The 26,107-nt window shown below is 74.7% G+C and carries 22 protein-coding genes; 7 read left to right on the top strand and 15 right to left on the bottom strand.

Annotated features, from left to right (window positions below):
• Positions 1–80: 80 nt before the first annotated feature.
• Entirely contained in the window at positions 81–1,430 is a 1,350-nt protein-coding gene (locus ACFVYI_RS09910) for an acyltransferase (protein WP_387882873.1), read from the bottom strand.
• A gap of 212 nt (positions 1,431–1,642) precedes the next feature.
• Between ACFVYI_RS09910 and ACFVYI_RS09905 the strand changes: the two genes are divergently transcribed.
• The 3 genes from ACFVYI_RS09905 to ACFVYI_RS09895 all read left to right on the top strand — a co-directional run bounded on the left by ACFVYI_RS09905 (position 1,643) and on the right by ACFVYI_RS09895 (position 5,725).
• Positions 1,643–4,006: an FHA domain-containing protein gene (locus ACFVYI_RS09905; protein WP_387882871.1), complete on the top strand. Its 2,364-nt coding sequence runs from the start codon at positions 1,643–1,645 to the stop codon at positions 4,004–4,006.
• Between the two features lie 52 nt (positions 4,007–4,058).
• On the top strand, positions 4,059–4,652 hold the full coding sequence (locus ACFVYI_RS09900) for a hypothetical protein (RefSeq protein ID WP_387882868.1): 594 nt from the start codon (positions 4,059–4,061) through the stop codon (positions 4,650–4,652).
• Positions 4,653–4,744: 92 nt separating this feature from the next.
• The gene (locus ACFVYI_RS09895) at positions 4,745–5,725 is read left to right on the top strand and encodes a serine/threonine-protein kinase (RefSeq protein WP_387882998.1); all 981 of its coding nucleotides are present in this window, start codon (positions 4,745–4,747) and stop codon (positions 5,723–5,725) included.
• A 46-nt stretch (positions 5,726–5,771) separates the two neighbouring features.
• On the opposite strand, the gene ACFVYI_RS09890 is transcribed toward ACFVYI_RS09895, so the two are convergent.
• Positions 5,772–7,115 carry a streptophobe family protein gene (locus ACFVYI_RS09890; protein WP_387882866.1) on the bottom strand — a complete coding sequence of 448 codons (1,344 nt, stop codon included), beginning with the start codon at positions 7,113–7,115 and terminating at the stop codon, positions 5,772–5,774.
• Positions 7,116–7,542: 427 nt separating this feature from the next.
• Between ACFVYI_RS09890 and ACFVYI_RS09885 the strand changes: the two genes are divergently transcribed.
• Both ACFVYI_RS09885 and ACFVYI_RS09880 read left to right on the top strand, forming a co-directional pair.
• On the top strand, positions 7,543–8,838 hold the full coding sequence (locus ACFVYI_RS09885; protein WP_387882864.1) for a DUF6777 domain-containing protein: 1,296 nt from the start codon (positions 7,543–7,545) through the stop codon (positions 8,836–8,838).
• Between the two features lie 205 nt (positions 8,839–9,043).
• Positions 9,044–10,537 (top strand): MFS transporter, encoded by a 1,494-nt coding sequence (locus ACFVYI_RS09880; protein WP_387882862.1) that lies wholly within the window; start codon positions 9,044–9,046, stop codon positions 10,535–10,537.
• A 109-nt stretch (positions 10,538–10,646) separates the two neighbouring features.
• Here the strand turns inward: ACFVYI_RS09880 and ACFVYI_RS09875 are convergent, their stop codons facing one another.
• A complete protein-coding gene (locus tag ACFVYI_RS09875; RefSeq protein WP_387882860.1) occupies positions 10,647–11,849 on the bottom strand; it encodes an MFS transporter in 1,203 nt (400 codons plus the stop codon).
• 84 nt (positions 11,850–11,933) lie between these two features.
• Here ACFVYI_RS09875 and ACFVYI_RS09870 point away from each other — a divergent pair, with 84 nt between their 5' ends.
• Positions 11,934–12,395 carry a winged helix-turn-helix transcriptional regulator gene (locus ACFVYI_RS09870; protein WP_387882857.1) on the top strand — a complete coding sequence of 154 codons (462 nt, stop codon included), beginning with the start codon at positions 11,934–11,936 and terminating at the stop codon, positions 12,393–12,395.
• Between the two features lie 7 nt (positions 12,396–12,402).
• Here the strand turns inward: ACFVYI_RS09870 and ACFVYI_RS09865 are convergent, their stop codons facing one another.
• From ACFVYI_RS09865 to ACFVYI_RS09845, 5 genes are all read right to left on the bottom strand, one after another.
• Positions 12,403–12,906 carry an SRPBCC domain-containing protein gene (locus tag ACFVYI_RS09865; protein WP_387882855.1) on the bottom strand — a complete coding sequence of 168 codons (504 nt, stop codon included), beginning with the start codon at positions 12,904–12,906 and terminating at the stop codon, positions 12,403–12,405.
• A gap of 176 nt (positions 12,907–13,082) precedes the next feature.
• A complete protein-coding gene (locus ACFVYI_RS09860; RefSeq protein WP_387882853.1) occupies positions 13,083–13,775 on the bottom strand; it encodes an alpha/beta fold hydrolase in 693 nt (230 codons plus the stop codon).
• Positions 13,776–13,851: 76 nt separating this feature from the next.
• Complete coding sequence (locus ACFVYI_RS09855) at positions 13,852–14,295, bottom strand: type II 3-dehydroquinate dehydratase (protein WP_360628464.1); 444 nt, start codon at positions 14,293–14,295, stop codon at positions 13,852–13,854.
• Positions 14,292–15,713 (bottom strand): cation:proton antiporter, encoded by a 1,422-nt coding sequence (locus tag ACFVYI_RS09850; RefSeq protein WP_387882851.1) that lies wholly within the window; start codon positions 15,711–15,713, stop codon positions 14,292–14,294. Before ACFVYI_RS09850 ends, ACFVYI_RS09855 begins: the two co-directional genes overlap by 4 nt.
• A gap of 23 nt (positions 15,714–15,736) precedes the next feature.
• A complete protein-coding gene (locus ACFVYI_RS09845; RefSeq protein WP_387882848.1) occupies positions 15,737–16,513 on the bottom strand; it encodes a thioesterase II family protein in 777 nt (258 codons plus the stop codon).
• 362 nt (positions 16,514–16,875) lie between these two features.
• On the opposite strand from ACFVYI_RS09845, the gene ACFVYI_RS09840 reads away from it, so the two are divergent.
• Entirely contained in the window at positions 16,876–18,531 is a 1,656-nt protein-coding gene (locus tag ACFVYI_RS09840; RefSeq protein WP_387882846.1) for a bifunctional 3-(3-hydroxy-phenyl)propionate/3-hydroxycinnamic acid hydroxylase, read from the top strand.
• Positions 18,532–18,608: 77 nt separating this feature from the next.
• Here ACFVYI_RS09840 and ACFVYI_RS09835 read toward each other — a convergent pair whose 3' ends face one another.
• The 7 genes from ACFVYI_RS09835 to ACFVYI_RS09805 all read right to left on the bottom strand — a co-directional run bounded on the left by ACFVYI_RS09835 (position 18,609) and on the right by ACFVYI_RS09805 (position 26,095).
• A complete protein-coding gene (locus ACFVYI_RS09835; protein ID WP_387882843.1) occupies positions 18,609–19,562 on the bottom strand; it encodes an ROK family protein in 954 nt (317 codons plus the stop codon).
• 26 nt (positions 19,563–19,588) lie between these two features.
• Positions 19,589–20,284 (bottom strand): HAD-IA family hydrolase, encoded by a 696-nt coding sequence (locus tag ACFVYI_RS09830; protein WP_387882842.1) that lies wholly within the window; start codon positions 20,282–20,284, stop codon positions 19,589–19,591.
• Positions 20,281–21,384 (bottom strand): Gfo/Idh/MocA family protein, encoded by a 1,104-nt coding sequence (locus ACFVYI_RS09825; protein ID WP_387882839.1) that lies wholly within the window; start codon positions 21,382–21,384, stop codon positions 20,281–20,283. The genes ACFVYI_RS09830 and ACFVYI_RS09825 overlap by 4 nt, the downstream gene beginning before the upstream one ends.
• On the bottom strand, positions 21,381–22,541 hold the full coding sequence (rifK, locus tag ACFVYI_RS09820) for a 3-amino-5-hydroxybenzoate synthase (protein ID WP_387882838.1): 1,161 nt from the start codon (positions 22,539–22,541) through the stop codon (positions 21,381–21,383). The genes ACFVYI_RS09825 and rifK overlap by 4 nt, the downstream gene beginning before the upstream one ends.
• A 205-nt stretch (positions 22,542–22,746) precedes the next feature.
• Positions 22,747–23,574 (bottom strand): shikimate dehydrogenase family protein, encoded by an 828-nt coding sequence (locus tag ACFVYI_RS09815; RefSeq protein WP_387882836.1) that lies wholly within the window; start codon positions 23,572–23,574, stop codon positions 22,747–22,749.
• Positions 23,571–25,022 carry a 3-deoxy-7-phosphoheptulonate synthase gene (locus ACFVYI_RS09810; RefSeq protein WP_387882833.1) on the bottom strand — a complete coding sequence of 484 codons (1,452 nt, stop codon included), beginning with the start codon at positions 25,020–25,022 and terminating at the stop codon, positions 23,571–23,573. Before ACFVYI_RS09810 ends, ACFVYI_RS09815 begins: the two co-directional genes overlap by 4 nt.
• On the bottom strand, positions 25,019–26,095 hold the full coding sequence (locus tag ACFVYI_RS09805; protein ID WP_387882830.1) for a 3-dehydroquinate synthase family protein: 1,077 nt from the start codon (positions 26,093–26,095) through the stop codon (positions 25,019–25,021). Before ACFVYI_RS09805 ends, ACFVYI_RS09810 begins: the two co-directional genes overlap by 4 nt.
• Positions 26,096–26,107 lie beyond the last annotated feature (12 nt).

Below are 26,107 nucleotides of genomic sequence, written 5' to 3'. Positions count from 1 at the left end.
ATCAGGGGGAGACGGCCCGTCGGCCTCTCCCCCGTCGGCGTTGACCCGGTGTGGAAGCCGGTTCTTCAAGGGCCGGTGCCTCAGAGCACCTTCGGCACGGCGGCGACCAGCGCGGGCAGTACGTCGGCCGGGTCGCGGAAGCGGTGCAGCGCCGCCCGCCCCTGGGCGCCGCGCAGCCGGGCGGCCAGCCGGGCCGGGAGCACCGCCGTGGTGAGCGAGCCGACCCCGTGGAAACCCTCGACCGTCCAGGAGACCCACGGCAGCGGGTAGTTGGCGGCCGGGCTGAAGAACACCGGCCGGTGCCCCTGGAAGGAGATCTCGTACGCGCCGAACCGGCTCCAGTTGGAGAAGCTGAACCGGCGGTGCTCCGGGTCGAAGCCGAGCGGTACGCAGTCACGCAGCCGGGACCGCCCGATCGCCTCCAGGAAGCCGAGGTTGGAGCGGAGGTTGAGGTGCTGGTCGGCGAAGCCCTCCAGCGCCGTCCTGAGCGCGGCCGCCAGGGCCGGCGCCCCGTCCTGCGGCGCGTGCGGCAGGTGAACGTCGCCCAGCAGGTTGCCGACCAGGGTGGGCGGCAGGCCGAGCGGGCGGCGCGCGTTGACCGGGACGGTCAGCCAGCGGGTCTCGCCGTCCTCGTCCAACGCCCTGACGGTGCCGACGACATGGGCGCAGAGCACGTCGCCGGCGGAGAGTCTTCGGCCCGCCTGCGCACTGAACTCCGCCTGCATCCGCGCGATTTCGGCCTCGCCGAAGTACAGCTGGACGGTCCGGTTGGCGCGCGGACCGGCCGCCACCTCGCGGGCCAGCGCGGCGGCCTCGGCCGGGCCGGGCAGCCGGAACCCGGGCCGCCCGCAGTCCTCGGCGGGCAGCACCTTGTCCAACAGCGCGTCCTGGTCCTCGACCAGTTCGGCCTCGGGCAGTTCCTCGCCCTCCACCGCGGCGGACCAGGCCCGCATCAGCAGCATGAAGCTCTGGAGGTCCCCGATCGCGTGGTGCCAGGAACAGCCGAGCACCGTGCCGCCGGCCGAGGGCCGGGTGATCCGGACGGTGAGCAGCGGGACGCCGCCGGCCCGGGCGGCCGGGGCGTCCACCGGGTCGACCAGGGCGGCACCGGCCGAGGTGACCCGGCCCATCGCCTCGGCGAGCGTCCCGTCGACGTCGTAACTGTCCATCGGCACACCGGAGTCGTCGCAAACGGCGGTCAACTCGTCGCCGACGGTGCGCAGCCGGCCGGCGAAGACCGGGACCTGCGCCAGTGCCCGGGCGAGTCCGGCGGCGAGGCGGTCCTCGTCGAGGGTCTGCTCGAAGAAGAGGACCACCGAGACCGAGAGGTCGGCCAGCATGGTGTCCATCAGCCCGCAGCGCAGGAGGGTCCCCGGGGCCCGGCGGGCCCGGACGAGCCGGGAGTCGCGCAACTGCGGCCAGAGGCTCATCGGTCCATCCAGGGGCTCGCGGGGGCGGTCCGGATCGTTCCGGACGGCGGGGCAACCACTCCGGGCTGTGGGGCAACGGCTCCGGACGATGGGGCAAACGATAGGGCAGCGGCCCGGTCCGGATCCAGTGGTCCAGTCCACTTACCTGATCCGGTCCGTCGCCGGGCCGTACCGGAGGGCCGGGGCGCCCCGGCCGGGCTAGAATCCGAACCATGGGAGAGCGCGCAGGCGCGCCCGTCGCGCCGCCTCTGGTACTCGTCACCGACCGGGATTCGCAGCTGATCGATCCTGGCCGGTCGTACCACGTCGGCCGTGACCCGACCAGCGAGATCGTCCTCGACGACCCGCGGGTCTCCTGGCACCACGCGGTGCTGCACACCAGCGACGGCCACTGGCTGCTGGACGACGTCGGCAGCACCAACGGCACCTTCACCGACGGCCGCCGGATCGAGCACGAGGACATCGGCCCGGGTACCCGGCTGCGGTTCGGCAGCCCCGCCGACGGCCCGTCCGCGACCTTCGCCGGGCTGCCCGCGGCCGCCGGCGAACGGCCGTCGCTGATCGCCCCGCAGGCCTCCGGCGTGTTCCGGCAGCCCAGTGCGATCATCCGGCTGCCGGGCCGGACGATGCGGATCGGCCGGGCCGGCGACAACGACCTCGTCCTGGACGACCTGGTGGTCTCCCGCCACCACGCCGAGCTGCGCACCCTCCCCGACGGTGGCCACGAGATCGTCGACCTCGGCAGCCACAACGGCACCTACCTCAACGGCAGCCCGGTGCACCGGGCGCCGGTCGGCCCGGTCGACATCGTCGGCATCGGCCACTCCGCGTTCTGCCTGTCCGGCGACGAGCTGGTCGAGTACACCGACACCGGCGAGATCTCGCTCGACGTCCAGGACCTGGTCGTCCGGGTCGGCCCCGATCACCGGGTGCTGCTGGACGGCGTCGGCTTCCCGCTCGCCGAGAAGGCCCTGCTCGCGGTGGCCGGCCCGAGCGGCGCCGGCAAGTCGACCCTGCTCAACGCCCTCACCGGGCTGCGCCCCGCCGACGAGGGCACCGTCCTGTACGACGGGCGCGACCTCTACCGGGACTACGCCGAACTGCGCCGCCGGATCGGCCTGGTGCCCCAGGACGACATCCTGCACACCCAGCTCAGCGTCCGCCGCGCGCTCTCCTACGCGGCCGAACTGCGCTTCCCCGGCGACACCACCAAGGCGGAGCGCGAGGCCCGGGTCGACGAGGTGATCCACGAACTCGGCCTGGACAGCCGGGCCGACCTGGTGATCTCCAGTCTCTCCGGCGGCCAGCGCAAGCGCGTCAGCGTCGCCCTGGAACTGCTCACCAAGCCCTCGCTGCTCTTCCTGGACGAACCGACCTCCGGGCTGGACCCGGGCATGGAGCGCTCGGTGATGACGATGCTGCGCGGCCTGGCCGACGACGGCCGCACGGTCGTCGTGGTCACCCACAGCGTGCTGAGCCTGTCCGTCTGCGACCGGCTGCTGGTCCTGGCCCCGGGCGGCCGTACCGCCTACTACGGCCCGCCGGGCGAGGCACTGGACTTCTTCGGCTACACCGAGTGGCCGGAGGCCTTCGAGGCGTTCGAGAACGAGGACCACGCCGCCTGGCAGCGCCGGTTCCGCGAGTCCCCGCAGTACCAGCGGTACGTGGCGGCCGGTGCGGTGCAGGCCGTCCCGGCCGCGCGCCCGGCCGCGGCCGCCGGCAGCCCGTTCGGGCCGGAGAAGCCGCAGGGCTGGTTCTCCCAGCTGGCCACCCTGGTGCGCCGCTACACCGCCGTGCTGGCGGCCGACCGGCTGTTCCTCACCGTGATGATCGCCCTGCCGTTCATCATCGGTGTGATGTGCCGGGCGATGGCCGGCTCCCGGATCTCCCCCGACAACGCCATCAACGTGGTGCTCACCCTCTGCATCGGCGGCCTGCTCACCGGCTCCGCCAACGCGGTGCGCGAGATCGTCAAGGAACGCCCGATCTACCAGCGCGAACGGGTGGTCGGGCTCTCCAGATCGGCGTACCTGGTCTCCAAGGTGGTGGTGCTCGGCACGATCACGGTGGCCCAGGCGGCCGTGCTGACCACCGTCGGCCTGGCCGGGGTGGACCTCAGCCCGACGCTGCCCACCGGGCTGCAGGTGCACAGCGGAGTCGTGCTGCCACCGCTGGTCGAGCTGATCCTGGCCGTCGCGATGCTCTCCTTCTCGGCGATGATGCTCGGCCTGCTGGTCTCGGCACTGGTCCGCAAGGAGGAGGCCACCATGCCGATGCTGGTGCTCCTCTCGGTGGTGCAGATCGTCTTCAGCGGAGCCATGCTGAAGCTGCACGGCGTGCCCGGCCTGGAGCAGTTCGCCTGGCTGGTGCCGTCGCGCTGGGGTCTGGCCGCGATGGCCCAGACCGTCGACCTGCACGCGGTCTTCCCGACCGTCATCACCGCGGATCCGCTGTTCCGCCCCGGCCGCACCAGCTGGCTGCGCTGCCTGGGCATCCTGGTGGGCCTCTCGGTGGCGCTGGGCGGCGCCGTACTGGCACTGCTGCGCCGGCAGGAGCCGGCGATCATGCGGAAGTGATCACGTGGAAGTGATCCTGCGGAAGTGAACCGCCCCCCGATGGACGGAGCCCATGGACGAATTCGCGTTCCGCCCGACCCATGTGGCCCCGCCCGACGGGATGGCCACCTGGGCGGCCCCGGACCCGGCGCAGCCGGCGGCCCGGCTGGACCCGCTGCTGCCCGTCCGGCTGATCGGCCTGCAGGGCGACTGGGGGCACGTGCTCTGCTCCAACGGGTGGACCACCTGGGTGGACGGCCGGCTGCTGATCAACCTCCCCGACGCGCCGCCGGACGCCACCGGCCCGCCGGCCCGGACGGCCGACCCCAGGCCGGCGCTGGCCGAGGCCGAGGGCGCGCTGGCCCGCTACCGGGCGCTGCTGGAGGACCTCGCCGCCGGCAGCGCGGACCTGGAGACCTTCCGGGACCGGGCCCGCGGCCTGCGGATCGGACTGGTCGTCGACGGCGAGGCGCTCTGGCTGTTCGACCAGGTGCACGACCGCTGGTGCTACTGCGACGGCCTCCAGTTGCAGACGTACGCGGCCCCCGGACGGCCGCAGGCCACCCCCGGTGCGGCAGCCGGCCCGAAGCCCGGTGCGGCGCCCGGCCCGGCGGCCCCCGACCCGACCGGGAGCGAGTACGAGCCGACCCGGACGGGTGAGCCGTGATCCCCCCGGAACGGCCCGGCGGCGGGAAGCCCGCCGAGCAGCCGGCACTGCCCGACTCGCACACGACGGAGGCCCCGGGCCTGCCGTCCGGCATGGTCGGCCGGCGGGTGGCCGGCTACCGGCTGGAGGCGGAGATCGGCCGGGGCGGCATGGCCGTGGTCTACCGCGCGAAGGACCTGCGGCTGGGCCGGACGGTCGCGGTGAAGCTGCTGGCACCCGAGCTCGCCCGCAACGAGGTGTTCCGGCAGCGGTTCATCCACGAGTCGGAGGCCGCCGCCGCGATCGACCACCCGCACATCATCCCGGTCTTCGAGGCGGGCGAGGCCGACGGCATCCTGTTCATCGCGATGCGCTTCGTCGAGGGCGGCGACCTGCGCGACCTGATGAACCGGGGCGGCGCGTTCCCGGTCGAGCGGGCGGCCCGGCTGGCCCTGCAGATCGGCTCCGCGCTGGACGCCGCGCACGACCACGACCTGGTCCACCGGGACGTCAAGCCCGGCAACGTGCTGGTCGCCGCGGGGACGGACAGCGAACACCCGGAGCACCTGTACCTGGCCGACTTCGGCCTCACCAAGAAGTCGCTCTCGCTCAGCGGTCTGACCAACGTCGGCCAGATCGTCGGCACCCTGGACTACGCGGCGCCCGAGCAGATCTCCGGGCGGCCGCTGGACGGCCGCTGCGACCAGTACAGCCTGGGGTGCGTGGTCTTCGAGATGCTCGCCGGGACGCCGCCGTTCCGCCGGGAGAGTGATCTCGCCCTGCTCTGGGCCCACCTCAACGACCCGCCGCCGACGCTGCGCGACCACCGCCCCGACCTGTCCGCCGGGGTGGACGCCGTGGTGTCCCGGGCGCTCGCCAAGTCGCCCGAGCAGCGGTTCACCAGCTGCCTGCAGTTCGTGGCCGAGCTGCGCGCCGCCGGCTCCCGCACCCGCGGCCCCGCCGCCGCGTGGCAGGCGGACGGACCGCCCACCCAGGCGCTCCCGGCCGTCGGCCCGGGCTCGCCGGGCGCCTCGCCCGGCGTCCCCGAGCCGCCGCCCTGGGCGACCCCGGTCGTCTTCCCCCGGGCGCGGTGAGGCGCCGGTCGGCCCGGGGCTCGGCGGCCGGTCTCAGCCGCCGGTCTCAGCCGTCGTCCGCCGCGATCTCGCCGCGCCGGCCCCGACCGGCCGCCAGCAGTGCGCCCAGCAGGCCCGCGACCAGGCCCCAGCCGGCCGCCAGCGGCACCGCCGTCCAGAGCTGCGGGCTGAGCGCGAGCGATCCGCCGCCCAGGTCCGAGACCGGGTTGGTGTCGCCGAGGACGGAACCGAGGAGATCGCCCAGGCCGCCCTCGCCGACGCCGACGCCGAGCACCGAGAGGCCGTAGGCGGCGGAGACCCGTGACCAGACGCCCACCAGCAGCATGGTCACGGCCGCCGCCGCACCCAGCCGGACGGCGTGCTGCCAGAGCCGGACCCCGCGCGGCGAGCGGTAGGCGGCGACGAAGCCCGCCGCCAGCAGCAGGAGGGCCGCCAGCGGCAGCAGCCACCAGACGCGGGCGTCCTGCTCCGCGAGGGTGCCCAGATCGATGGTGGCCTCCTGCCCGTCCGGCGCGCGCATCACGTCGGCCAGCACCTGCGGGACGGGCAGGCCGAGCCCCCCTACCAGGTGGCCGTGCCACTCGGCGCCCAGCCCCAGCCCGAGGGCGAGCCAGACCAGGTTGGGCAGCGCCAGCAGGAGGACGGCCAGCGTCGCCTTGGCATTGCCGTGCACCACGGCGGTGAGCAGGCCCGCCACCAGTCCCAGCGCCACGCAGACGAGCAGGACCAGCAGCATCGCGAACGCGGCCGGCCGGACGGCCTGCTGGAACGGCACCAGGCCGCGCGGCAGCGGCGCCCGCCGGGAGACCGCGAAGGTGATGGCCAGCACCACCAGCAGCCAGAGCAGCCCGAGGCCGATGGTGGACCCCGCCTCCGCGTGGAAGCCGATCTCGGGCGTCAGCCCGAAGGCGCCACCGAGCTGCTCGGCGAGGTCGTTGCCGAGCGGGACGACGAAGGTGTGCCGGGCGGCGAGGGTGACGAACACCAGGGCCACCACCCAGACGGCGGCCGTCCGGGCCACCCGGCCGAGCAGCTCGGTGCCGCCGGCGACCGCCCGGAAGCGCAGCTGGCGCAGGAACACCTCCGCCATGACCAGGGCGCCGACCAGTCCGACGCTCAGCGGCATCGCGGTGATCCCCGCGTCCGCCTGGGCGAAGGCGCCCGCGCCGCCGTCGAGCTGCACGGAGCCGCCGACCGCGAGCGCCAGCGCGCCGGCCAGGACGGAGGGGAACCCACCGCCGGGAAGCCTGTCGACACCGGCGGCCCAGAGGCCGAACGCGGCCACCGCCGCCATCGCGGCGATCCCGGCGAGGACGACCGCGAGCGCGTCCAGCCAGCCGCGCAGTACGCCGGGCGGGCCGGGCGCCGTGGTGGTGGGCTCCTGAGGCATGCGGGCTCCTCGTCGACTCGGGTGCCCCCCTCGCGTCTGGGTCCAGCCTCACCCAGGACGGGGCGGCGCGCGCTGCGTACGCACGGCGACCCGGCGGCGGCGTGCTGTTGCGGCGGATGCCCGGCGGGGGCAGAAATGGAAGCCAGTGGCAGGAGCCATCTGTGCCGGCCGTTTCGCCGGCCGCCCGCGAAACGGAGCCTCGATGAGTTCCCAACCCCCCTCCGGGCCGCCGTTCGGACCGCCGTCCGGCCCCCCGTCCGGCCCGCTCTCCGGGCCTCCGTCGAGCGGCCCCCCGAGGCCGCCGTCCGTTCCCCCGTCCGGGCCTTCCGGGCCAGGGGGCTCATCGGGGGGCTCCTCCGGCGGTGCGCCGGGTGGGCCGTCCGGCGGGCGTCCGACGCCGTGGTGGCGCTCCGGCAAGAAGCTGGCGGTGGTCGCGGGCACGGCGGTGGTGGCCGTGGTGGCGACGGTGCTGATCGTCAGCAGCAACAGCGGCGGCGGCCCCGCGAGCGACGCCATCCCGGCCGCCAACGAGGTGGCGCTGCAGTCGCCGGGCGATTCGGGGCCGGCACCGTTCACCCAGTCGGTGGAGACCACCGCCGTCTCCGCTCCGGCGCCGACCTCCGCGGCCCCCGCCAAGCCGACCGGCACCACGAAGACCACCGCCCCCGGTCAGCCGACCGGTACCACCGCCCCGGCCTCGCCGGCCGGCATCCACAGCGTGCAGGGCTCGTCGGCCGGGCTCTACGCCGGGGCGATGTCCAAGCCGGCCTGCGACAAGGAACAGCTGGTCTCGATGACGTCGACCGGGGACTCCGGGCGTGCCTGGGCCTCCGCCCAGGGGATCGAGCAGTCCTCCACCCCCGGCTACATCCGCTCGCTGACCTCGGTCTATCTGCGGGTGGACACCCGGGTGACCAACCACGGGTACAAGGGCGGGGTGGCGGTCGCCTACCAGTCGGTGCTGCAGGCCGGCACCTCCGTCCTGGTGGACGCGCAGGGCGTGCCGCGGGTGCGCTGCGGCTGCGGGAACCCGCTGAAGCCACCGGCGCTGGTGTCCGACGCCAAGTACACCGGCAAGTCCTGGACAGGCTTCCAGCCGTCCTCGCTGGTCATCGTCGCGCCGGCGCCGAAGCCGGTGACCGCGTTCGTCCTGGTGAACATCTCCACCGGCGGCTGGTTCGCCCGGCTGACCGGGCAGATCACGGTGGAGGACCGGCCGGTCCAGCCGCCGAGGGAGCTGGCACCGGGCATTCCGCCGGCCGCGCCGATGCCGCCGGTCTCGCCGTCCGCATCCGTGTCGGGCTCCACCTCGGCCAGTACCTCGGGTTCGGCCTCGGCCTCGACCTCCGGTGCCAGTTCCGGCTCGACCTCCGGCTCGACCGGGCCGTCGACCGGGTCGGCCTCGTCCTCCAGCTCCTCCGGTTCGCCGTCCGGGCCGTCGTCCTCGGCGAGCACCGCGTCGGCCACGTCGTCGACCTCGTCGGCCGGCGCCTCCTCGTCCTCGCCCCCGGGCACCTCCGGACCGCCCTCGACGAGCGCGGCACCCTCCTCGGCGAGCGTGACGCCGTCCACGGCGACGACCACCGCGAACACGGCGACGGCGACGGCGACGGGCACCACGACCGCGGCATCACGGTCGGCGGCCGCGACGGCGACCTGTGCGACCCTCTCGCCCTCGACCCTCCCGCCCTGCGTCACTCCCTCGGGCGGCACCTCCAGCTGACCCGACGACTCCCCCACGGTGGCGGGGCGCCTCGGTCCATCGAGGCGACCCGCCGCCTTTCCGTGCCCACCGACCAGTAAAGTTGGATAATCAAACGCACCGACGCTAGGGTGAGTCGCGATGTCAAACCCACTGGCCCGCCAGCACCCTGGAGCCCTCGTGACCGCCCCCCGCCCCACGGCGACCCGCACCCCGGAGGTGCCCGATGCCGCGCACTGACCGCAGCGGGACCGTCCTGCTGGCCGCCTGCCTCGGCCTGTTCACCGTCTTCGTCCAGACCACCCAGACCATCGGCACCCTCGGCGCCGTCCGCACCGACCTCGGCCTCGACTCCGCCGACCTGGTCTGGATCCCGAGCGTGTACACCCTGGTGGTGGCGTCCGTCGTGCTCGGCGCCGGTGCCTTCGCCGACCGCTGGGGGCGGCGGCGGATCTTCCTGCTGGGCGCGCTCGCGATGGCCGCCGGCGGGGTGGTCCTGGTGTTCGCCGACAGCCTCGCCGGCGTCCTGGCCGGGCAGGCGGTCGCCGGCCTCGGCGGCGCGCTGATCACCCCCAGCTCGCTCGCCCTGGTCACCGGCGCCTTCCCGGACCCTCGCCGGCGGGCCGGTGCGATCTCCGCCTGGGCCGCCGCCTCCGGCCTCGGCCTCGCCCTCGGGCCGATCACGGCCGGGCTGGCGCTGCGCTGGTCGACCTGGCACACCGCGTTCTGGCTCGGCCCGGTGATCGCCGCGGTCGCCGTCGCCGCCGCCCTGTTCGGCGTCCCCGAATCCCGCGCCGAGGGCGTCCGGCTGGACTGGCCCGGCCAGCTCCTCGCCACCACCGGGCTCGCCCTGCTGATCTACTGGCTGATCGACGGCGGCCACCACAGCTACCTCGGCGGCGCCCCGCTGGCCGCCGCGATCGGCGCGACCGTCCTGCTCACCGCCTTCGCCGCGGTCGAGCTGCGCCGCGCCCACCCGCTGCTCGACCTGCGACTGATGCGCGACCCCTCGTACAGCGCCGCGCTGCTGCTGGCCGGCACCGTCCTGTTCGGCTTCGTCGGCCTCTCACTCCTCCAGGTGCTCTGGCTGCAGCAGGTGCGCGGGCTGACCGCACTCCAGGTGGGTGTCCAACTCCTCGCGGAGTTCGGCACGTTCATCCTCGCCTCGGTGGCCGCCGGAGTACTCGGGCCGCGCTTCGGAGCGGCCCGGCTGATCGTCACCGGACTGCTGCTGGCGGCCGCGGGCGCCGCCCTGTTCGCCACCGTCGGACCGGGCGACGGCTTCGGCGGCTACGCCCTGGCGCTGATGGTGTTCGGCTTCGGCTGCGGCCTGGCCAACGCGCCCTCGACCGCACTGGCGGTCGGCCACGTGCCCCCCGGCAAGGAGGGCGCGGCGGCCGGCACGGTCAACGCCGCCCGCCAGGTGGGCGCGGTGCTCGGCACCAGCATCCTCGGCACGCTGATGACCAGCCGCTTCGAGGAGCGACTCGCCACCCTCGGCCGCCCCCGGCCGCAGGACGTGGCCCAGGCCTTCACCGACGCCGTCGGCCGCGCCGCCTCGGTGGGCGCGGCCGTCCTCCTCGCCGGCGCCGTGGCGGGCGGCCTCCTGCTCACCCTCGCCCACCGGCGAAGGGCCGCCGTCGCGGTGGCGGTGCCCGCCCCCGCCCAGGGGGACATCGAGGCGGCCACCGGGCCCGTCGCAGGCATGCGAAGAATCTGATGGTTCGTCAATAATACGACTGACAGCGCCCGTTGACGCCCCACATTGGCCAGCGCCGGTCGCCCCCGCACCGTCGGGCGGCGACCGGTTCTCGCGGTTCGCCCCAGGGCTACCCCAGCCGGGCCGGGCGCAGGGTGCGCGACCAGGCGAGGAGGGCCAGCAGGCTGAAGGTCGCGCCGAGCAGGCAGACGGCGAGCCAGCCGGCCGCCGCGTACACCGCCGTGGAGGTGATCGCGCCGAGGGCGCTGCCGATCGAGTAGAACACCATGTAGCCGCCGATCAGCCGGCCGCCGGCGGTCGGATCCAGGGCCAGCACCGTGGTCTGGTTGGTGACGTGGACGGCCTGGACGGCGAAGTCCAGCAGGATCGCGCCGAGCGCGAGGGCCCAGAGCGACTGCCGGGTGAGTGCGAGCGGCAACCAGGAGAGTGCCAGCAGGGCGAGGCCGGCGCCGACCGCCCACCGGCCGAGCCCGCGGTCGTGCAGCCGGCCGGCCGGTGCCGCGGCCAGTGCGCCGGCCGCGCCGGCCAGGCCGAAGGCGCCGATGGCGGCGGGCGAGAGCGACAGCGGCGCCTCGCTCAGCGGGAGCGCGACGCAGCTCCACAGGGTGCTGAAAGCCGCGAACACCAGCAGGGTGATCAATCCCCGCTGCCGGAAGACGGGTTCACGCAAGGGCAGTCGGGCGAGCGAGCGGAGCGCCTGTCGGTAGCCGAGCGCCCCTGGCCGAGGGACGGTGCGGGGCAGGGCTCGGCGCAGTGCCGCGGCGATCAGCAGGGTGAGCACGGCGGACAGCGCGTACACGGCGCGCCACCCGGCGAGGCCGGCCAGCGTACCGGCGATGGTCCGGGCCAGCAGGATGCCGAGGACGACGCCGCCGGTCACCGTGCCGACCACCCGCCCGCGTTCGCCGTCCGGGGCGAGCACCGCGGCGAACGCGACCAGGGACTGGGTGAGCACCGCGAGCAGCCCCACCGCCATGAGCCCGGCCAGCAGGGCGGCCGCACTGCCCGCCGTGGCGACCGCGGCGAGTGCGAGCGCGAGCAGCAGGGCCTGCCCGGTGACCAGGCGGCGCCGCTCCAGCAGGTCGCCGAGCGGCACCAGCAGGATCAGGCCCAGCCCGTAGCCGATCTGCGTGCACGTCACCACCGCGCCGACGGCGGCCCGGCCGATGGCGAGTTCGTCGGCGATGGCGACCAGCAGGGGCTGGGCGGCGTACACGTTGGCCACGGCGGCCCCGCAGGCGAGGGCGAACAGCAGCGTGAGGGGGCGGGTCAGGACCCGCGACGGATTCTGGTTGCATGATGCTACCGACATGGCGGCACGGTAGCCCGCAGCGGTAGCATGTTGCAACCGGCTGCGGCGGCAGTCGGCGTCAAGGGGTCGAACAGGAGGCCGGAGATGGTGAAGCGGACCAGGTTCGACGAGAGCCCGTGCCCCGTCGCGCGCTCGGTGGACGCGATCGGCGACTGGTGGTCACTGCTGATCGTCCGCGACGCCTTCGACGGCAGCCGCCGGTTCGGCGAGTTCCAGCGCAGCCTCGGCGTCGCCAAGAACATCCTCAGTGCCCGCCTGCGCGCGCTGGTCGACGCCGGGATCCTCGCCGTCGAGCCCGCCTCCGACGGCAGCGCCTACCAGGCGTACGCGCTCACACCGAAGGGCGAGGACCTCTTCCCGGTGGTCGTGGCGCTGCGGCAGTGGGGCGAGCGGCACTTCTTCGACCCGGGCGAGCCGCACTCCGAGCTGCTCGACCGGCGCGACGACCGGCCGCTGCGCGACCTGGCCGTCCTGGCCGCCGACGGCCGACCGGTGCGACCGGCGGACACCGCCGTCCACAAGGTGCCATCCCCCGAGGAGGAATGACGAACGGTCAGGCGCCGCCGGGGCGGATCTTCGCCAGCCCGCGGTAGCGCTCCGGCTCGACGACGGCGGACAGGCCGTTGAGCAGCAGCCGGGTGCCGCCCCGGAGGTGGGCGGTGTCCTGGCCGCCGTCACCGCTCAACACCAGGTACGCGTACTGCTCCGTCCAGTCGAGCCGGGATCCGGCGCCCTCGGCGGCGAGTTCGACCGTCACCAGGGAGACCCAGCGGCGCAGGCCGTCCACATGGGCCTCGTAGACGTAGACGATGCGCCGGTCGGGCACGATGTCGTGGAACCGGGACCGGTACTCCAGCCGCTCCTCGATGTCCCCGGAGACGAACAGGTTGGCCGCCACCTCGCTGCCGCCGACCCGGAAGTCCAGCGCGTGGGTGGCGTTCTTCGAGGAACCGGGGAGGCGGAACCAGCGGGTGCGCAGCCCGGGGTCGGCGAACGCCGCGAAGACCTGCTCCGGCGACGCCGAGAAGCCGACCTGCAAGGCGAACGAGCCGTGCACGACCTGCGGTTCTCCGTCGGTCGGGGACGTGTCTTCGCTTGTGTGATCAAGGTGGCCAGAGCTCACGCGGCGACACTACCACGCAGGCCGATCACCACTCGGCCGGTCGGGCGGCGGCCTCGTCGTGTCGCCGCCCGAACGGCCTGAATGACCGTCAATTTCCGTTGTCCATACGGTCAGATCCAGCCGTCGAGGGACGTCAGGAAGCCGTCCAGGTCGTCCCGGTGGATGCAGTGGCCGGTGTCCGGCACGTACCGCACCTCGAAGCCGCTCGCGCGCAGGCTCGCGGCCAGCTCGTCCGGGACGAGGTGGTGGTCGCCGGCGCCCTGGACCAGCGACGGCACGATCGGCCGGGCGGGGACGTAGTCGTGGGTGCTCTCCAGCCAGTCGACGGCCCGGACGTCCCACCGCGCGTACCCGGCGAGCTCGGCGTCGAGGTCCTCGGGCGCCCAGCGGGGGAACATCGGGCGGATCGCGTCGGCGGTCGCCACCTTGGTGAACTGGGCGAACTCCCGGATCTCGGCCACCGACTTCTCGCTGAACCGCCAGGCCGGGTCGCTGTAGACCACCTTGGCCGGGCGCAGCCCCTCCACCGCCAGCGACAGCACCGACGCACCGAACGAGTGGCCGATCACGAGGTCGGCACCGGCCGGCAGCGACTCCACCAGGTCGGCGGCGAGCAGCTCCGGCGTGTACTCCTCGGCGTGCGGGCTGTCGCCGTGGCCGCGCAGGTCGGGCATGATCACCCGGTAGCCGCGGTCGGCCAGCCGGGGCGCCACCCGGCTCCAGGTGTCCGCCGACGAGATGATGCTGTGGACGAGCAGCGCGACCTTGTCGCCGTCGCCGACTTCGTGGAGCTTGAGCCTCATGGGCCGGATCTTCCTCTCAACGCACGGTCCGAACGGGCCGGATGGGTCGAACAACCGAACAGGCCGGGACGCCGCGTCAGCGGTCGGCGGCGGTCAGGTGCATCAGGGCCTGGGCCGCCAGGCGGTAGCCGAAGGCGCCTAGGCCGACCACCACGCCGCCGGCCAGCGGGGCGATCACCGACTCGTGCCGGAACTGCTCGCGCGCCCACACGTTGCTCAGGTGCACCTCGACCCAGGGCCGCGGATAGCTGGCCAGCGCGTCGCGCAGGCTCCACCCGGCGATCATCAGGGCGCCGGGGTTGACGACGGCGCCGACGCTGCTGAGGCGGTGCTCGTGGATGGCGCGCACGAGGTCGCCCTCCGAGTCGTGCTGGATGGAGCGGACCTCCCAGCCCCGGCCGCTCACCTCCTCGGCGACGGCCTTCTCGATGTCGGCCAATGTGTCGGTGCCGTAGATCTCCGGCTCGCGCTGGCCGAGGATGCCGAGGTTGGGGCCGTTCAGGAGAAGCATCGTGCTCATGAGTCACCTCGCTGGTCGGAGACGCGGATCCCACCGGGTGCCCGGCCGGGGGTCGGCGCCGGATCGGTGGTCCGTGCAGGATCGGTGGTCCCCGCCCGGCCGGCGGTCCGCGCCGGGCCGGCGTGCTTGTCGCCCAGGACGAGTTCGGCCTCGGCGACCTCCTCGGCACGGGTCATCGCGTACCGGAGGATGGGCGGCGCCATCAGCGAGGTCACGATCGCGACGAGGACGATGATGGTGTACGTCTCGGTGTTCAGGACGCCGAGCCGCAGGCCGGTCATCGCCACGATCACCTCGACGACGCCGCGGGAGTTCATGCCGGCACCGAGCGCCAGTGCCTCCCAGCGGTTGAGCCGGCTGAGCCTGGCCCCGATGAAGGCCCCCGCGAACTTGCCGAAGACCGCCACGGCGAGCACCGCGACCGCGGCGCCCAGGACGACCGGGCGGCCCAGCGCGGTGAGGTCCATCCGCAGGCCGGCGGTGGCGAAGAAGAGCGGGGCCAGGAAGGCCAGCACCGTGGTCCGCAGCGGGGCCAGCTTCTCCGTGTCCAGCTGGCCGCTGGTGCCGATCAGGACCCCGCAGACGAAGGCGCCGAAGATCGCCTCCAGGTGCATCGCCTGCGTCGCCGCCGCGCTGAACAGCACCATCACCACGGCGGTGGCGATCGTCGGCGCCGGGCTCTCCGAGCGCCCGGCCGCCCGCAGCGCCATGCCGACCAGCGGACGGCCGATCAGGAAGGCGAAGACCACCACCCCGATCGGGTACAGGATCGCGGTGGTGACGACACCGGCGGTCAGCCCGGCGGTGGCCATCGCCGAGACGACGGACAGCAGGAACCAGCCCACCACGTCGTCGACCACGCCCGCGGCCAGGATGAGCTGGCCGATGTCCCGGTGCAGGAGCTTCATGTCCAGCAGGGTCTTGGCGATCACCGGGATCGCGGTGACGCACATCGCCACGCCGAGGAAGAGCGCGAAGACCGCCGGGTTCGCGCCGCTCGGCAGGAACGAGCGCGGCAGCAGGTAGCCGGTGCCGATCCCGAGGCCCAGCGGCAGCAGCAGACCGGCGATGCTGACCCGGGCGGCGGTGAGACCGCGCCGCCGCACCAGGCCGAACTTCAGCTCCGCGCCGGTGACGCCGACCAGCAGCAGCACACCGAGCTGCCCGGCCGCGTCCAACAGGTGCATCTGGTCCGGCTTCTGCGGCAGCAGCCAGTCGGAGAAGCCGGGCAGCAGCGGTTCGAGGATGGAGGGCCCGAGGATCACCCCCGCGCACAGCTCGCCGGCGACGGCGGGCAGGTTGAAGCGCTGGGCCAGCCGTCCGAGGAGGAGCGCCAGCAGCAGCAGCGCGGCTATTTGGAGGAGGAACACCAGGAGCGAATGCTGGCCGATCGTCGGCACGGGTGCGGCGATGAGCATGTCGACCTATTCCGGGAGGTGGTTCAACGGTTGGTGGGGACGCCCTGCCCGGTCAGTCGCCGGGCCACGAGTTCGATCACCTGGGCGCTCCGGTCGGCGAGGAAGAAGTGGCCGCCCTGGAGGACCTCCAACTCGGACGCCCCGGTGGTGTGCTCCTCCCAGGCACGCGCCTCGTCGATCGACACCCGGGGGTCGGCGTCACCGGTGAGGACCGTCACCGGGCAGTCCAGCCCCTGGTCGGGGTCGTGCCGGTAGCGCTCGACGGCGGTGTAGTCGCTGCGGATCGCCGGCAGGATCATCGCCAGGACCTCCGGGTCGGCCAGCATGACCTGGCTGGTGCCGCTCAGCGCCTTGAGCTCGGCCACGACCTCCGCGTCCGACCCGGTGTGCACCCGCTCGTCGCGGTAGCGGGACGGCGCGCGCCGGCCGGAGGCGAACAGCCGTACCGGCGCGGGCAGTCCGGCCCGGCGCATGCGCAGCGCCACCTCGTAGGCGAGCACCGCGCCCATGCTGTGGCCGAACAGGGCCAGCGGCTTGTCGTCCAGGTGCCGCAGCGCCGCGAAGATCTGGTCCGCGAAGTCGGGGATGTTGTCGATGCCCGGCTCCTGGTGCCGGGTCTGGCGGCCCGGGTACTGGACGGCCAGCACCTCGATCCCCTTCGGGGCGAGCGCCCGCGACACCGGGAAGAAGAAGCTCGCCGACCCGCCGGCGTAGGGCAGACAGACGAGCCGCACGGCGCTGTTCGGCACCGGGTGGAAGACACTGACCCACTTCTCGTAATGGGCCGTCGCTTGAGCCATGCCGAAAGTTCCCTTCGGGCAACGGTCCGTGGCACGTTCCCCAGCACAGGCCGATCGGCGATGGTGGCGGACTCCGCACGGGTCCTCGGATTGTTCGGGACCTCGGCAGAATAGGCCCGTCCGGGCCCGTCGTGGTATCCCCCGACCTGATAGCCCGGGCCGGACGTTGACGCTTTCGGCGGGTCGCGATAGTAGTCTTCCGATGTTCCTGCCAGGGCTGTCGCGCCCCGTTGCCGCGCACAGCCGCCGCGGCGTCCGAGCCGAGCACCTCCCCCGCTTCTCCGCCGTGGTCCCACCGCCGTGCCCATCCGCCGTGCACCGGTCCGCACCGGTCCGCCGCCTCCCTGCGATGAGGGGTCCCTATGCCCAAGGTGTCACCGCACGAGCCCTCGACCGGCCCGACGGACGCGGACGTGGTCGTCGTCGGCAACGGACCGATCGGGGCCGCGCTGGCGGTCCTGCTCGCCCAGCGCGGCCGGCGGGTGACCGTGCTGGAGCGCCGGCGGCGCCCGTACACGCTGCCCCGGGCGACCAGCTTCGACGGGGAGACCGCCCGGCTGCTCGCCGCCTGCGGGATCGGCCCGGACCTGGGGCGGATCACCGAGCCGGCCTCCGGCTACCAGTGGCGGACGGCGAGCGGCGAGACCCTGCTGGACATCGAGTTCAGGCCGCAGGGCCCCTACGGGTGGCCGGATGCCAACACCATGCACCAGCCCGCCCTGGAGGAGTTGCTCGCCGCCCGGGCCGGGCTGCTGCCCGGGGTCACCGTGCTGCGCGGCCGGCAGGCCGTCGGCATCGCCGACCGGGGCGACCGGGTGGTGGTGACGGCCGAGGACGAGGACGGCGCGGTGCAGACGCTCTCGGCCCGCTGGGTGGTGGGCTGCGACGGCGCCAACAGCTTCGTCCGGGAGCACCTCGACGTCCCCGTGACCGACCTCGGATTCTCCTACGAGTGGCTGCTGTGCGACGTCGAACTGCGGGAACCGCAGGCCTTCGTGCCGACCAACGTGCAGATCTGCGACCCGGCCAGGCCCACCACCCTGGTCGGCAGCGGCCCCGGGCACCGGCGCTGGGAGTTCATGCGGCTGCCGGGCGAGCGGGCCGCCGAGCTGAACCGCGAGGAGACGGCGTGGCGGCTGCTGGCCCCGTTCGGGGTCACGCCCGACACCGCCACCCTGCTGCGCAGCACCACGTACATGTTCCAGGCCAGGTGGGCCGAGCGGTGGCGGGTGGGTCGGGTGCTGCTGGCCGGTGACGCGGCGCACCTGATGCCGCCGTTCGCCGGGCAGGGCATGTGCTCGGGCATCCGGGACGTGGTCAACCTGTCCTGGAAGCTGGACCTCGTCATGAGCGGCCTCGCCGAGGAGGCGGTGCTGGACACGTACACCGAGGAGCGACGGGCGCAGGTCCAGGAGTCGATCCTGGCCTCGGTCCAGCTGGGCCGGGTGATCTGCGTGACGGACCCGGCGGCCGCCGCCGAGCGGGACGCCACGGTGCTGGCCAACCGGCGCGGCCGGGGGCCGACCCGGCCCGAGCCCGCCAAGCCCCTCACCGAGGGCCTGCTGTACCGCGGGGGCGCGGAGGAGCCGGCCCGGCCGGCCGGCGAGGTCGTGCCGCAGGGGACGGTGGACGGCCCCGGCGGCAGCGGCCCGTTCGACGAGGTCGTCGGGCGCGGTTTCGTGCTGCTGCTCGCGGCCGGGGCGGACGCCGGGCTCGGTGCGGAGCGGCTCTCCTTCCTGGCCGGCCTGGAGGCGTTCGTGGTGCGGCTGCTGCCGGGTGGACAGGGCGGTGCCGGGAGCGACGCGGCGGCGGACCCGGGGGTGGTCGAGGTGGTGGACGTGGACGGCGTGTACGGGGCGTACCTGGCGCGGTACGGGGCGAGCGCGCTGATGGTGCGCCCGGACTACCACGTGTTCGGCGCGGCCGAAGGCCCGGAGGGTGCGGCCGCGCTGGTGGACGACCTGCGGGCCCGGCTGACGGCCCCCGTGCCGGCGGGTGCGGCGGGCCACCGGAGTTGACGTGACGGCGGCCCGTCCGGACCGAGCGGTCCGGACGGGTCGTCACTGCAGGTCGCCACCACGCCGCCGGAGCGGCCCTACTGCCGGCGGGCGAGCAGGACGGCACCGCGCAGCGAGGAGAGGCCGCCCAGCCGGGCCGGGGCGACCGGCAGCCGGGGCAGGCCGGGCCGGGCCAGCGCGGCGAGGTGCTCGGCCACCCGGTCGACGAGTTCGGGGACGCCGGCCGCGAAGCCGCCGCCGAGCACGGCGAGCCGGGGGTGGAGCAGCTCGGCGACGCCCACGGCGGCGACGGCCAGGGCGCGGCCGGTCCGGTCGAGCGCCGTGACGGCCCACGCCTGCCGGTCGCGCAGCCCCGCCCGCAGGTCGTCGAAGTCGACGGGCGCGCCGCGCAGGTGCGCGGCGCGCGCGAGGGTGGCCGGTCCGGAGGCGGTCGCCTGCAGGCACCCCCGGCGGCCGCAGACACAGACCGGGCCGTCCAGTTCGACGACCAGGTGGCCGAGTTCGAAGGAGCCGCGGTCCGGTCCCGGGCAGAGCCGGCCGCCCAGGACGAGGCCGCCGCCGATGCCGGTGCCGACACCCAGGTAGAGCAGGTCCTCGCAGCCCGCCGCCTCGGCCTCGGCGAGGGCCGCCAGGTCGCCGTCGTCCGCCCAGGCGACGGCCGCCCCGGGGAAGAGCGCGCGCAGGGCCGGGCCCAGTGGCAGACCGGTCCACTCCGGCCGGCTGGGCCAGGCGGTGACGCGCTCGTCCGGGCCGACGGTGGCGGGCATCGCGACGCCGACGGCCCGGAACGGCTCGCCCGTCCGGGCCGTCAGCGTGCCCACGCTCGCGGCGAGTCGGGCCAGGTCGTGCTCGGCGCCGCGGCCCGCGCCCCAGGCGAAGGCGGTCTCCTCGGCCGGGCCCGTCGCCGACTCCGCCCGGAGGGCGACCTTGGTGCCGCCGACGTCGATGCCGAGGTAGCGGGGCCCGCCGTCGGCGCGCCCCTCACCGGCCCGGTCGGTGCCGCGCTCCGGTGCGCTGTCGCGGGTCCGCATCGTGTGCCGCCTCCGGTGCGGTCGGGTCAGCGCCCGGTGAGGGCCGGGCAGAGGGCGAGGAGCTCGGCCGGGCGGCGCAGCACCACGTCGGGGCCGGCCGCGAGCAGCTCCGCCTCGTCCGGGCCGGCCCAGAGGGCGGCGGCGGAGGCGACGCCGGCGCCGCGGGCGCTGGCCAGGTCGGTCGGCGCGTCACCGATCATGATGGCCCGCTCGGCGGGCACGTCCAGCAGTTCCAGCGCGCGCAGCACGATGTCGGGGGCGGGCTTGGGCCGGGCCACCTCGTCGGAGCCGATCACGTGGGCGAAGTACGGGAGCAGGCCCAGGCCGTCGAGCAGGGAGCGGGCCCGGTCGCCGGCCTTGCCGGTGGCGATCGCCATCCGCAGCCCCCGGTCGCGCAGTTCCTGGAGCAGTTCGACGACGCCGTCGAAGACCTGCACCTGGTGCGCGAGCCGGTAGCTCTCGCGGACGAAGGGCGCCTCCATCTCCAGCGGCAGGCCCATGATCCGCATGATGTCGGGGAAGTAGCGGCCCTGGTGGCGCTGGTACTCCTCGAACGGCGCCGGGCCGTCCCCGACGACCTCGGCGTAGGCGATGGCGAAGGCCTGGCCCATCACCGCGAAGCTGTCGACGATGACCCCGTCCAGGTCGAAGACGACCGCCTGCCGGGGGTGTGCTGCAAGGTCCGTGGTCGTGGCGGACCCGGGTGCCGATGGTGCGGTCATGAGGTCCTCACCTCCTCGTGGGCGGCTGCGGGCCGGGCGGATCGCGCCCGGCCGGCAACGCGGGCCGACTCGTAGAAACTCTCGATGAGCTGGACGGTGCCGCGCGCCTGCGCGATGGCCCGGCCGCGGTTGGCGGGGTCGGCCAGCAGCGCCCCGAGGCCGTCCAGTTGGCGCCGGTACTCGGCCCCGATCGGCTCGGCGGGCACGGGGATCCGACGGGTGGCGCCCTCCTGCGTCAGGGTCAGGACCGGCTCGGGCTGCCGGTTGGGGCTGAAGCCGAACGTGCAGCTCAGCTCCGCGCTGCCGCCACTGCCCTCGACCAGGATCCGCGAGACGTCCAGGGCCTCGTGCGAGGCCCAACTGGCCCGCAGTGAAACGGAGATGCCGTCCTCGCGGACCAGGAAGCCGCGGGCGGTGTCCTCGACGTCGCCCGCGAGCGCGTCGGCGGGCCGGTCCTGGCGCCAGGCGGCGGACCACGCACCGACGTTGACGAAGTCGTCGGAGGTCGCGCCGACCACCTGGGCGAACTCCGCCGGGCCGATCAGGGAGGCCAGGGCGTCCAGCAGGTGCCAGCCGAGGTCGACCAGCACGCCGCCGCCGGACTTGCTGCGCTGGGTGAACCAGCCGCCGGCCTTCGGCACGCCGCGCGAGCGCACCCAGGCCAGGTCGACGTGGCGCACCCGCCCCAGGTCGGGGACGAGCCGGGCCAGTTCCCGGACGTCGGCGCGGTGGCGGGCGGCGCTGCCGGCCAGCAGCATGCCGCCGCCGCGCTCGGCCTGCGCCAGGGTGTCGGCCTCGGCGGTGGTCAGGCAGACCGGCTTCTCCAGGAAGACGGAGAGACCGCGCCGCAGCAGGGCCGCGGCCACCTCGGCGTGCAGGTGGTTGGGCACCGCGACGACGACGACGTCTACGTCGCGGGTGTCGAGGGCGTCCACCGCCGCGTGGGCGGGAATGCCCGTCGCCCCGCCGACCGCCGCCCGCAACGCCGGGTCGGGGTCGACGACGGCGACCACGTCGAAGTCCTCGTGCGTCCCGAGCCGCGGGAGCCAGAGCTCCCGGCCGGCCCAGCCGAGTCCGACGACGGCGGCGCGAAGCCTCACAGGGCTGCCACTGCGTCGGCGATGATCGCGGCCGTGGCGTGCAGGGCCTCCTCGGAGGCGAGCAGGACCCGGTGGTGCAGCCAGACGCAGTCCCGGCTGATGGCCTCGGTGTTGGGGCAGCGCTCGGCGACCGCCTCCGGGGTCTCGTCGGGGGCGGCGGTCTCCCAGAACGCGTCGGTGCGGTAGATCGCGCGGAACGCGGCGAAGGCCGGCAGGCCGGCCTCGACCAGGCGGTCCACGAGCTCGTTGCGGCCCTCCTCGGTGATGCCGGGGATGCGGAACATCGCCATGTAGTGCGAGTTGCGGTCGGCCCGCGGGTCGCTGCCCTGGGGGACGACGCCGTCGATCGCGCCGAGCAGGCCGGACAGCAGGGTCCAGCGCTGCTCGCGCAGCTCCGTCTGGGCGTCGAGGCGGCGCAGCTGGGCGCGGAGCACGGACGCCGAGAACTCGTTGAGCCGCATGTTGGTGCCGGCGATCTGGTGGAAGTACCGGCGGTCGGTGCGCGGGCGGCCGCAGCTGTGGCGCAGGAACGCGGCCTCGTACAGCTCCGATTCGGGGAACAGCAGGGCGCCGCCCTCGCCGGCGGTCATCAGCTTGCCGTTCTGGAAGCTGAAGGCGGCCACCGAGCCGAGCTCGCCGACCCGCTTGCCCTGCCAGCGCGCGCCGTGCGCGTGCGCGGCATCCTGGAGCAGCGGCACACCAGTGTCCTCGGAGAGCTTGCCCAGGGCGTCCATGTCGGCGATCAGCCCGGCCATGTGCACGGGCATGATCACCCGGGTGCGCGGGGTGACGGCGGCGGCCGTCGCCGCGACGTCGATGTTGTACGTCCCGGGGTCGACGTCGACGGGGACGGCGACCGCGCCGAGCCGCTGGGCGGCCTGGGAGGAGGAGATGAAGGTGAAGGCCGGCACGATGACCTCGGTGCCCGGACCGGCGCCCAGACACTGCAGCGCCAGCTCCAGGGCGTGCGTGCCGTTGGTGACCGCCAGGGCGTGCGGCGCGCCGTGGTACCCGGCGAACTCGCGCTCGAAGGAGTTCACCTCGTCCCCGCCCATGCGCCACCACTGGCCCTGCTCCAGAGCGCGTATCAGGCCGCTCCGCTCGTCGTCGTCGTACTGCGGCCAGGAGGGGAATTCCGGTGCCGGTCGCGCGTTCATGTCTCTCCAAATCTCCGCTACGAACTGGTCTCCGCTTTTGGACTGCCTGGCGGGATTAAGCGGGCGGGGCGCGTGGCCGACGGAACAGCGGAACAATGGCCCCTGGGATTTCACGCAAGGTATTGCGGCCTCACAGTAGGCGCCACCCTCGGCGCCCCGCATCCCTCGTTCTGGTAGTCGTCGGTCCCGACCTGCTGATCGACGGTCAGCGCAGCCCGAAGAATGCGCGGTACTCGTCCACTTGACCGTTCAGCATGTGGATTCCGTGGTGGACGTCGAGCCCCAGGGCGGCCGCCTGCCGCAGGAGCGGCGTCTCGCTCGGCTTCATGATGATGTCCGCCACCACGCCGCCGGGGGCGAGGGCGTCCGGCCGGAACGGCAGTGGGTCGCCCGGGCGCAGGCCCAGCGGGCTGGCGTTCACCGCGATGTCGCTGTCGCGCAGGGGCGGTTCGGCCGCGGCGCGGACCCGGCCGGGCCAGTGCTCGGCCAGCCGTGCGACGAGCGCGGCCAGCCGCGGCCCGTCCGGGTCGGTGACGGCGAGCCGCTGCGCGCCGGCCGCGAGCAGGGCGGCCGCGATGGCGCTGCCCGCCCCGCCGGCGCCGGCCAGCGCGACCCTGCGGCCGCGGACTTCGTGGCCGGCCCGCGCCAGGCCCGCCACGAAGCCGGAGCCGTCGAAGTTCTCCGCGAGCCAGCCGCCGTCCGGCTCGCGCCGCAGGACGTTGGCGGTGCCGGTGATCTCCACGGTGCGGCTGCGCCGGTCGGCGAGCCCGGCGGCGGCCGCCTTGTGCGGCACGGTGACGAACAGGCCGTCGAGGTTGCCGATGTGCTGCAGCCCGCGGACCACCGTCGCCAGGTCGCCCGGCCGGGCGTGCACGGGGACGAGCACCGCGTCGATGCCCAGCCGGGCGAACAGCGGGTTCAGCAGCCCGGGCGACTGGACCTGGGCGACCGGGTCGCCGAGCACGGCGTACAGGCGGGTGGCACCGCTGATGGGCGTGCCCTGTGGGGCGGCGGCCCGCGGAGTGTCGGTCATCGTGGCCTCTCGGGGCGGGGTTCGGTGCCCGGCGCGCACTGCTCGGCGAACCGTCCGGCGAGGAGCCCGGCGACGGTGAAGGCGAGTTCCATCGACTGCTCGGCGTTCAGGCGGGGGTCGCAGGCGGTCCGGTAGCGGCCGGGCAGGTCGTGCTCGGTGATCCCCCGGGCACCGCCGAGGCACTCGGTGACGTCCTCGCCGGTCGCCTCCAGGTGGAGGCCCCCGGGGTGGGTGCCGAGCCGCCGGTGGACGTCGAGGAAGCCGGCGATCTCCTCGACGACGTGGTCGAAGTGACGGGTCTTGTACCCGTTGTCCGCGGTGCGGGAGTTGCCGTGCATCGGGTCGCACTGCCAGACCACCTGGTGGCCGGAGGCGGTGACCTTCTCGACGATCGGCGGGAGCACCTCGCGCACCCGGGCGTGCCCCATCCGGCTGATCAGCGTCAGCCGTCCGGGGGTCCCGTGCGGGTCGAGCCGGCGCACGTACTCGACCGCCTGCTCGGGGGTGGTGCCCGGGCCGATCTTCAGCCCGATCGGATTGGCCAGCAGCTCCGCGAAGGCGATGTGCGCGTCCTCCGGGCCGCGGGTGCGCTCCCCGATCCAGAGGAAGTGCGCCAGCCCGCTGGAGAGCAGCGGCTCGGGCCCGTCGTCCGCCACCCGGAGCAGGGCGCTCTCGTAGTCCAGCAGCAGAGCCTCGTGACTGACGTAGATCTCGCTCTGCCGCGCCGTCCGCCCGCGGGCCCCGAGCCCGTCCAGGAGGCGCAGGCCGCGGCCGATCTCCTCGACCGCCGGCGCGTGGCGGCGGCCGGCGGGCGAGCTGCGGACGAAGCGGAGGTTCTCGGCGTGCAGGGCGTGCGGGTCGCCCAGGTCCTCCCGGCAGAGCCGGCGCGCGACGGCCATCGTCCGGGCGGCGTCGGCGTGGGCCAGCAGCATCCGCTCCGGGTCCGGGGTGCGGGCGGCGAGGGTGGGCTCGACGCCGTTGACGATGTCACCGCGGTAGACCGGCAGGCCCTGCGCGTCGACCTGCTGGGAGCGCGGTTTGGCGTACTGTCCGGCGGCCCGGGCGACCGGAACCACCGGCAGGCCGGTGGCGTGGGTGAACACCAGCGCCATCCGCTTCAGCAGGCCCAGGTTGGCGCGCAGGTGCGACTCGGTGTTGTCGGCGAAGGTCTCCGCGCAGTCCCCGCTCTGGAGCAGGAAGGCCTCGCCCCGGGCGACGGCCGCGAGCCGCTCGGACAGCCGCGCGGTCTCGGCGGGCGCCACGATCGGGGCGGCGTCGCGCAGCCGGCCGACCACCTCCCGCGCCCGGGCCCGGTCCGGCCAGCGGGGCTGCTGCGCCGCGGGTCTGGCCAGTGCGGCGGCGAGGCGGTCGGCGAGCAGCCGCTCCACCGGGCTCCCGGTCCGCTCCGGCGCCCGCTCGGCGGGCGGCCGCCGTGGTGAGTACCTCATGCCACCGCCGCTCCCGTCCCTGCGGGCCCGTCGGCGCCGTGCCCGACGAGCCGGGCGAGCGGTTGCCTCGGCATCCGCGCCAGCGCCTGTGCGACGGCCCGCTCGGGCACGTCGTGGACCAGTTCCGCCCCCGCGGGGCCGTCCAGGACGAAGGCGAGCCCGCTGAGGGCCTTCTTGTCCCGCCGCATCAGGCGGACCAGTTCGGCCGGCTCGACGCCCTCGGGCAGTGCGCCGGGCAGGCCGTAGGAGGCGACGACCTCCCGGTGCTCGTCCACCCGGGCCGGGTCGATCCGGTCCAGGACGCCCGCGAGCAGGCCCGCGAAGACCGTGCCGATGGCGACCGCCTCGCCGTGGCGCAGCGCGAAGTCGGTGGCCACCTCCAGGGCGTGGCCCAGGGTGTGGCCGTAGTTGAGCAGGTGCCGCAGGCCGGTGTCGCGCTCGTCGGCCGAGACGATGCCGGCCTTGAGGGTGACGCTGGCGGCGATCCGGTCGGCCAGCGCGAGGGGGCGCAGGTCCCCGGCGCCGATGAAGTGGCAGCGGGCGATCTCGCCGAGCCCGTTGAGCAGTTCGCGGCGCGGCAGGGTGGACAGGTAGTCGGTGTCGCAGAGCACCGCGGCGGGCTGCCAGTAGGCGCCCACCAGGTTCTTGCCGGACGGCAGGTTGACCGCCGTCTTGCCGCCGACGCTGGCGTCCACCTGCGCCAGCAGCGTGGTCGGCAGGTGCACGACGGGCACCCCGCGGTGGTAGAGCGCCGCCGCCAGGCCGACGACGTCGGTGGTCGTCCCGCCGCCGCAGGAGACCACGGCGTCGGAGCGGGTGAGCCCGAACCGCACGAACTCCGCGCAGAGCGCCTCGACGGTGGCGAGGTTCTTGTCCGGCTCACCGTCCCGGGCGGGCAGCAGCAGGGTCTCGACACCGGTGTCGGGCACCCACTCCGCGGGCCGCGCCGACACCACCGCCACCCGGCGGGCGCCGAGGCCGCGGATGACCTCGGCCAGCGAGGAGCGCACTCCCGGGCCGATGAGCACGTCGTACGAACGGTCGCCGATGCGCACCGGAACTTGTTCTCTCACGCCGCTTCAACC

The organism is Kitasatospora sp. NPDC058218 (assembly GCF_042882445.1).
Lineage (GTDB): Bacteria > Actinomycetota > Actinomycetes > Streptomycetales > Streptomycetaceae > Kitasatospora.
The sequence above is the reverse complement of the archived record's forward strand: the minus strand, read 5'-3'. Positions and strand labels throughout refer to the sequence as shown.

Bases quoted from the DNA above. Each gene is read 5' to 3' on its own strand.
- ACFVYI_RS09910 (WP_387882873.1), bottom strand. From the start codon at position 1,430: ATGAGCCTCTGGCCGCAGTTGCGCGACTCCCGGCTCGTCCGGGCCCGC.
- ACFVYI_RS09870 (WP_387882857.1), top strand. From the start codon at position 11,934: ATGGTGAAGCGGACCAGGTTCGACGAGAGCCCGTGCCCCGTCGCGCGC.
- ACFVYI_RS09895 (WP_387882998.1), top strand. From the start codon at position 4,745: ATGGTCGGCCGGCGGGTGGCCGGCTACCGGCTGGAGGCGGAGATCGGC.
- ACFVYI_RS09835 (WP_387882843.1), bottom strand. From the start codon at position 19,562: ATGCGGACCCGCGACAGCGCACCGGAGCGCGGCACCGACCGGGCCGGT.
- ACFVYI_RS09880 (WP_387882862.1), top strand. From the start codon at position 9,044: ATGCCGCGCACTGACCGCAGCGGGACCGTCCTGCTGGCCGCCTGCCTC.
- ACFVYI_RS09830 (WP_387882842.1), bottom strand. From the start codon at position 20,284: ATGACCGCACCATCGGCACCCGGGTCCGCCACGACCACGGACCTTGCA.
- ACFVYI_RS09840 (WP_387882846.1), top strand. From the start codon at position 16,876: ATGCCCAAGGTGTCACCGCACGAGCCCTCGACCGGCCCGACGGACGCG.
- ACFVYI_RS09810 (WP_387882833.1), bottom strand. From the start codon at position 25,022: ATGAGGTACTCACCACGGCGGCCGCCCGCCGAGCGGGCGCCGGAGCGG.
- ACFVYI_RS09860 (WP_387882853.1), bottom strand. From the start codon at position 13,775: ATGAGGCTCAAGCTCCACGAAGTCGGCGACGGCGACAAGGTCGCGCTG.
- ACFVYI_RS09905 (WP_387882871.1), top strand. From the start codon at position 1,643: ATGGGAGAGCGCGCAGGCGCGCCCGTCGCGCCGCCTCTGGTACTCGTC.
- ACFVYI_RS09845 (WP_387882848.1), bottom strand. From the start codon at position 16,513: ATGGCTCAAGCGACGGCCCATTACGAGAAGTGGGTCAGTGTCTTCCAC.
- ACFVYI_RS09890 (WP_387882866.1), bottom strand. From the start codon at position 7,115: ATGCCTCAGGAGCCCACCACCACGGCGCCCGGCCCGCCCGGCGTACTG.
- ACFVYI_RS09815 (WP_387882836.1), bottom strand. From the start codon at position 23,574: ATGACCGACACTCCGCGGGCCGCCGCCCCACAGGGCACGCCCATCAGC.
- ACFVYI_RS09900 (WP_387882868.1), top strand. From the start codon at position 4,059: ATGGACGAATTCGCGTTCCGCCCGACCCATGTGGCCCCGCCCGACGGG.
- ACFVYI_RS09855 (WP_360628464.1), bottom strand. From the start codon at position 14,295: ATGAGCACGATGCTTCTCCTGAACGGCCCCAACCTCGGCATCCTCGGC.
- rifK (WP_387882838.1), bottom strand. From the start codon at position 22,541: ATGAACGCGCGACCGGCACCGGAATTCCCCTCCTGGCCGCAGTACGAC.
- ACFVYI_RS09875 (WP_387882860.1), bottom strand. From the start codon at position 11,849: ATGTCGGTAGCATCATGCAACCAGAATCCGTCGCGGGTCCTGACCCGC.
- ACFVYI_RS09850 (WP_387882851.1), bottom strand. From the start codon at position 15,713: ATGCTCATCGCCGCACCCGTGCCGACGATCGGCCAGCATTCGCTCCTG.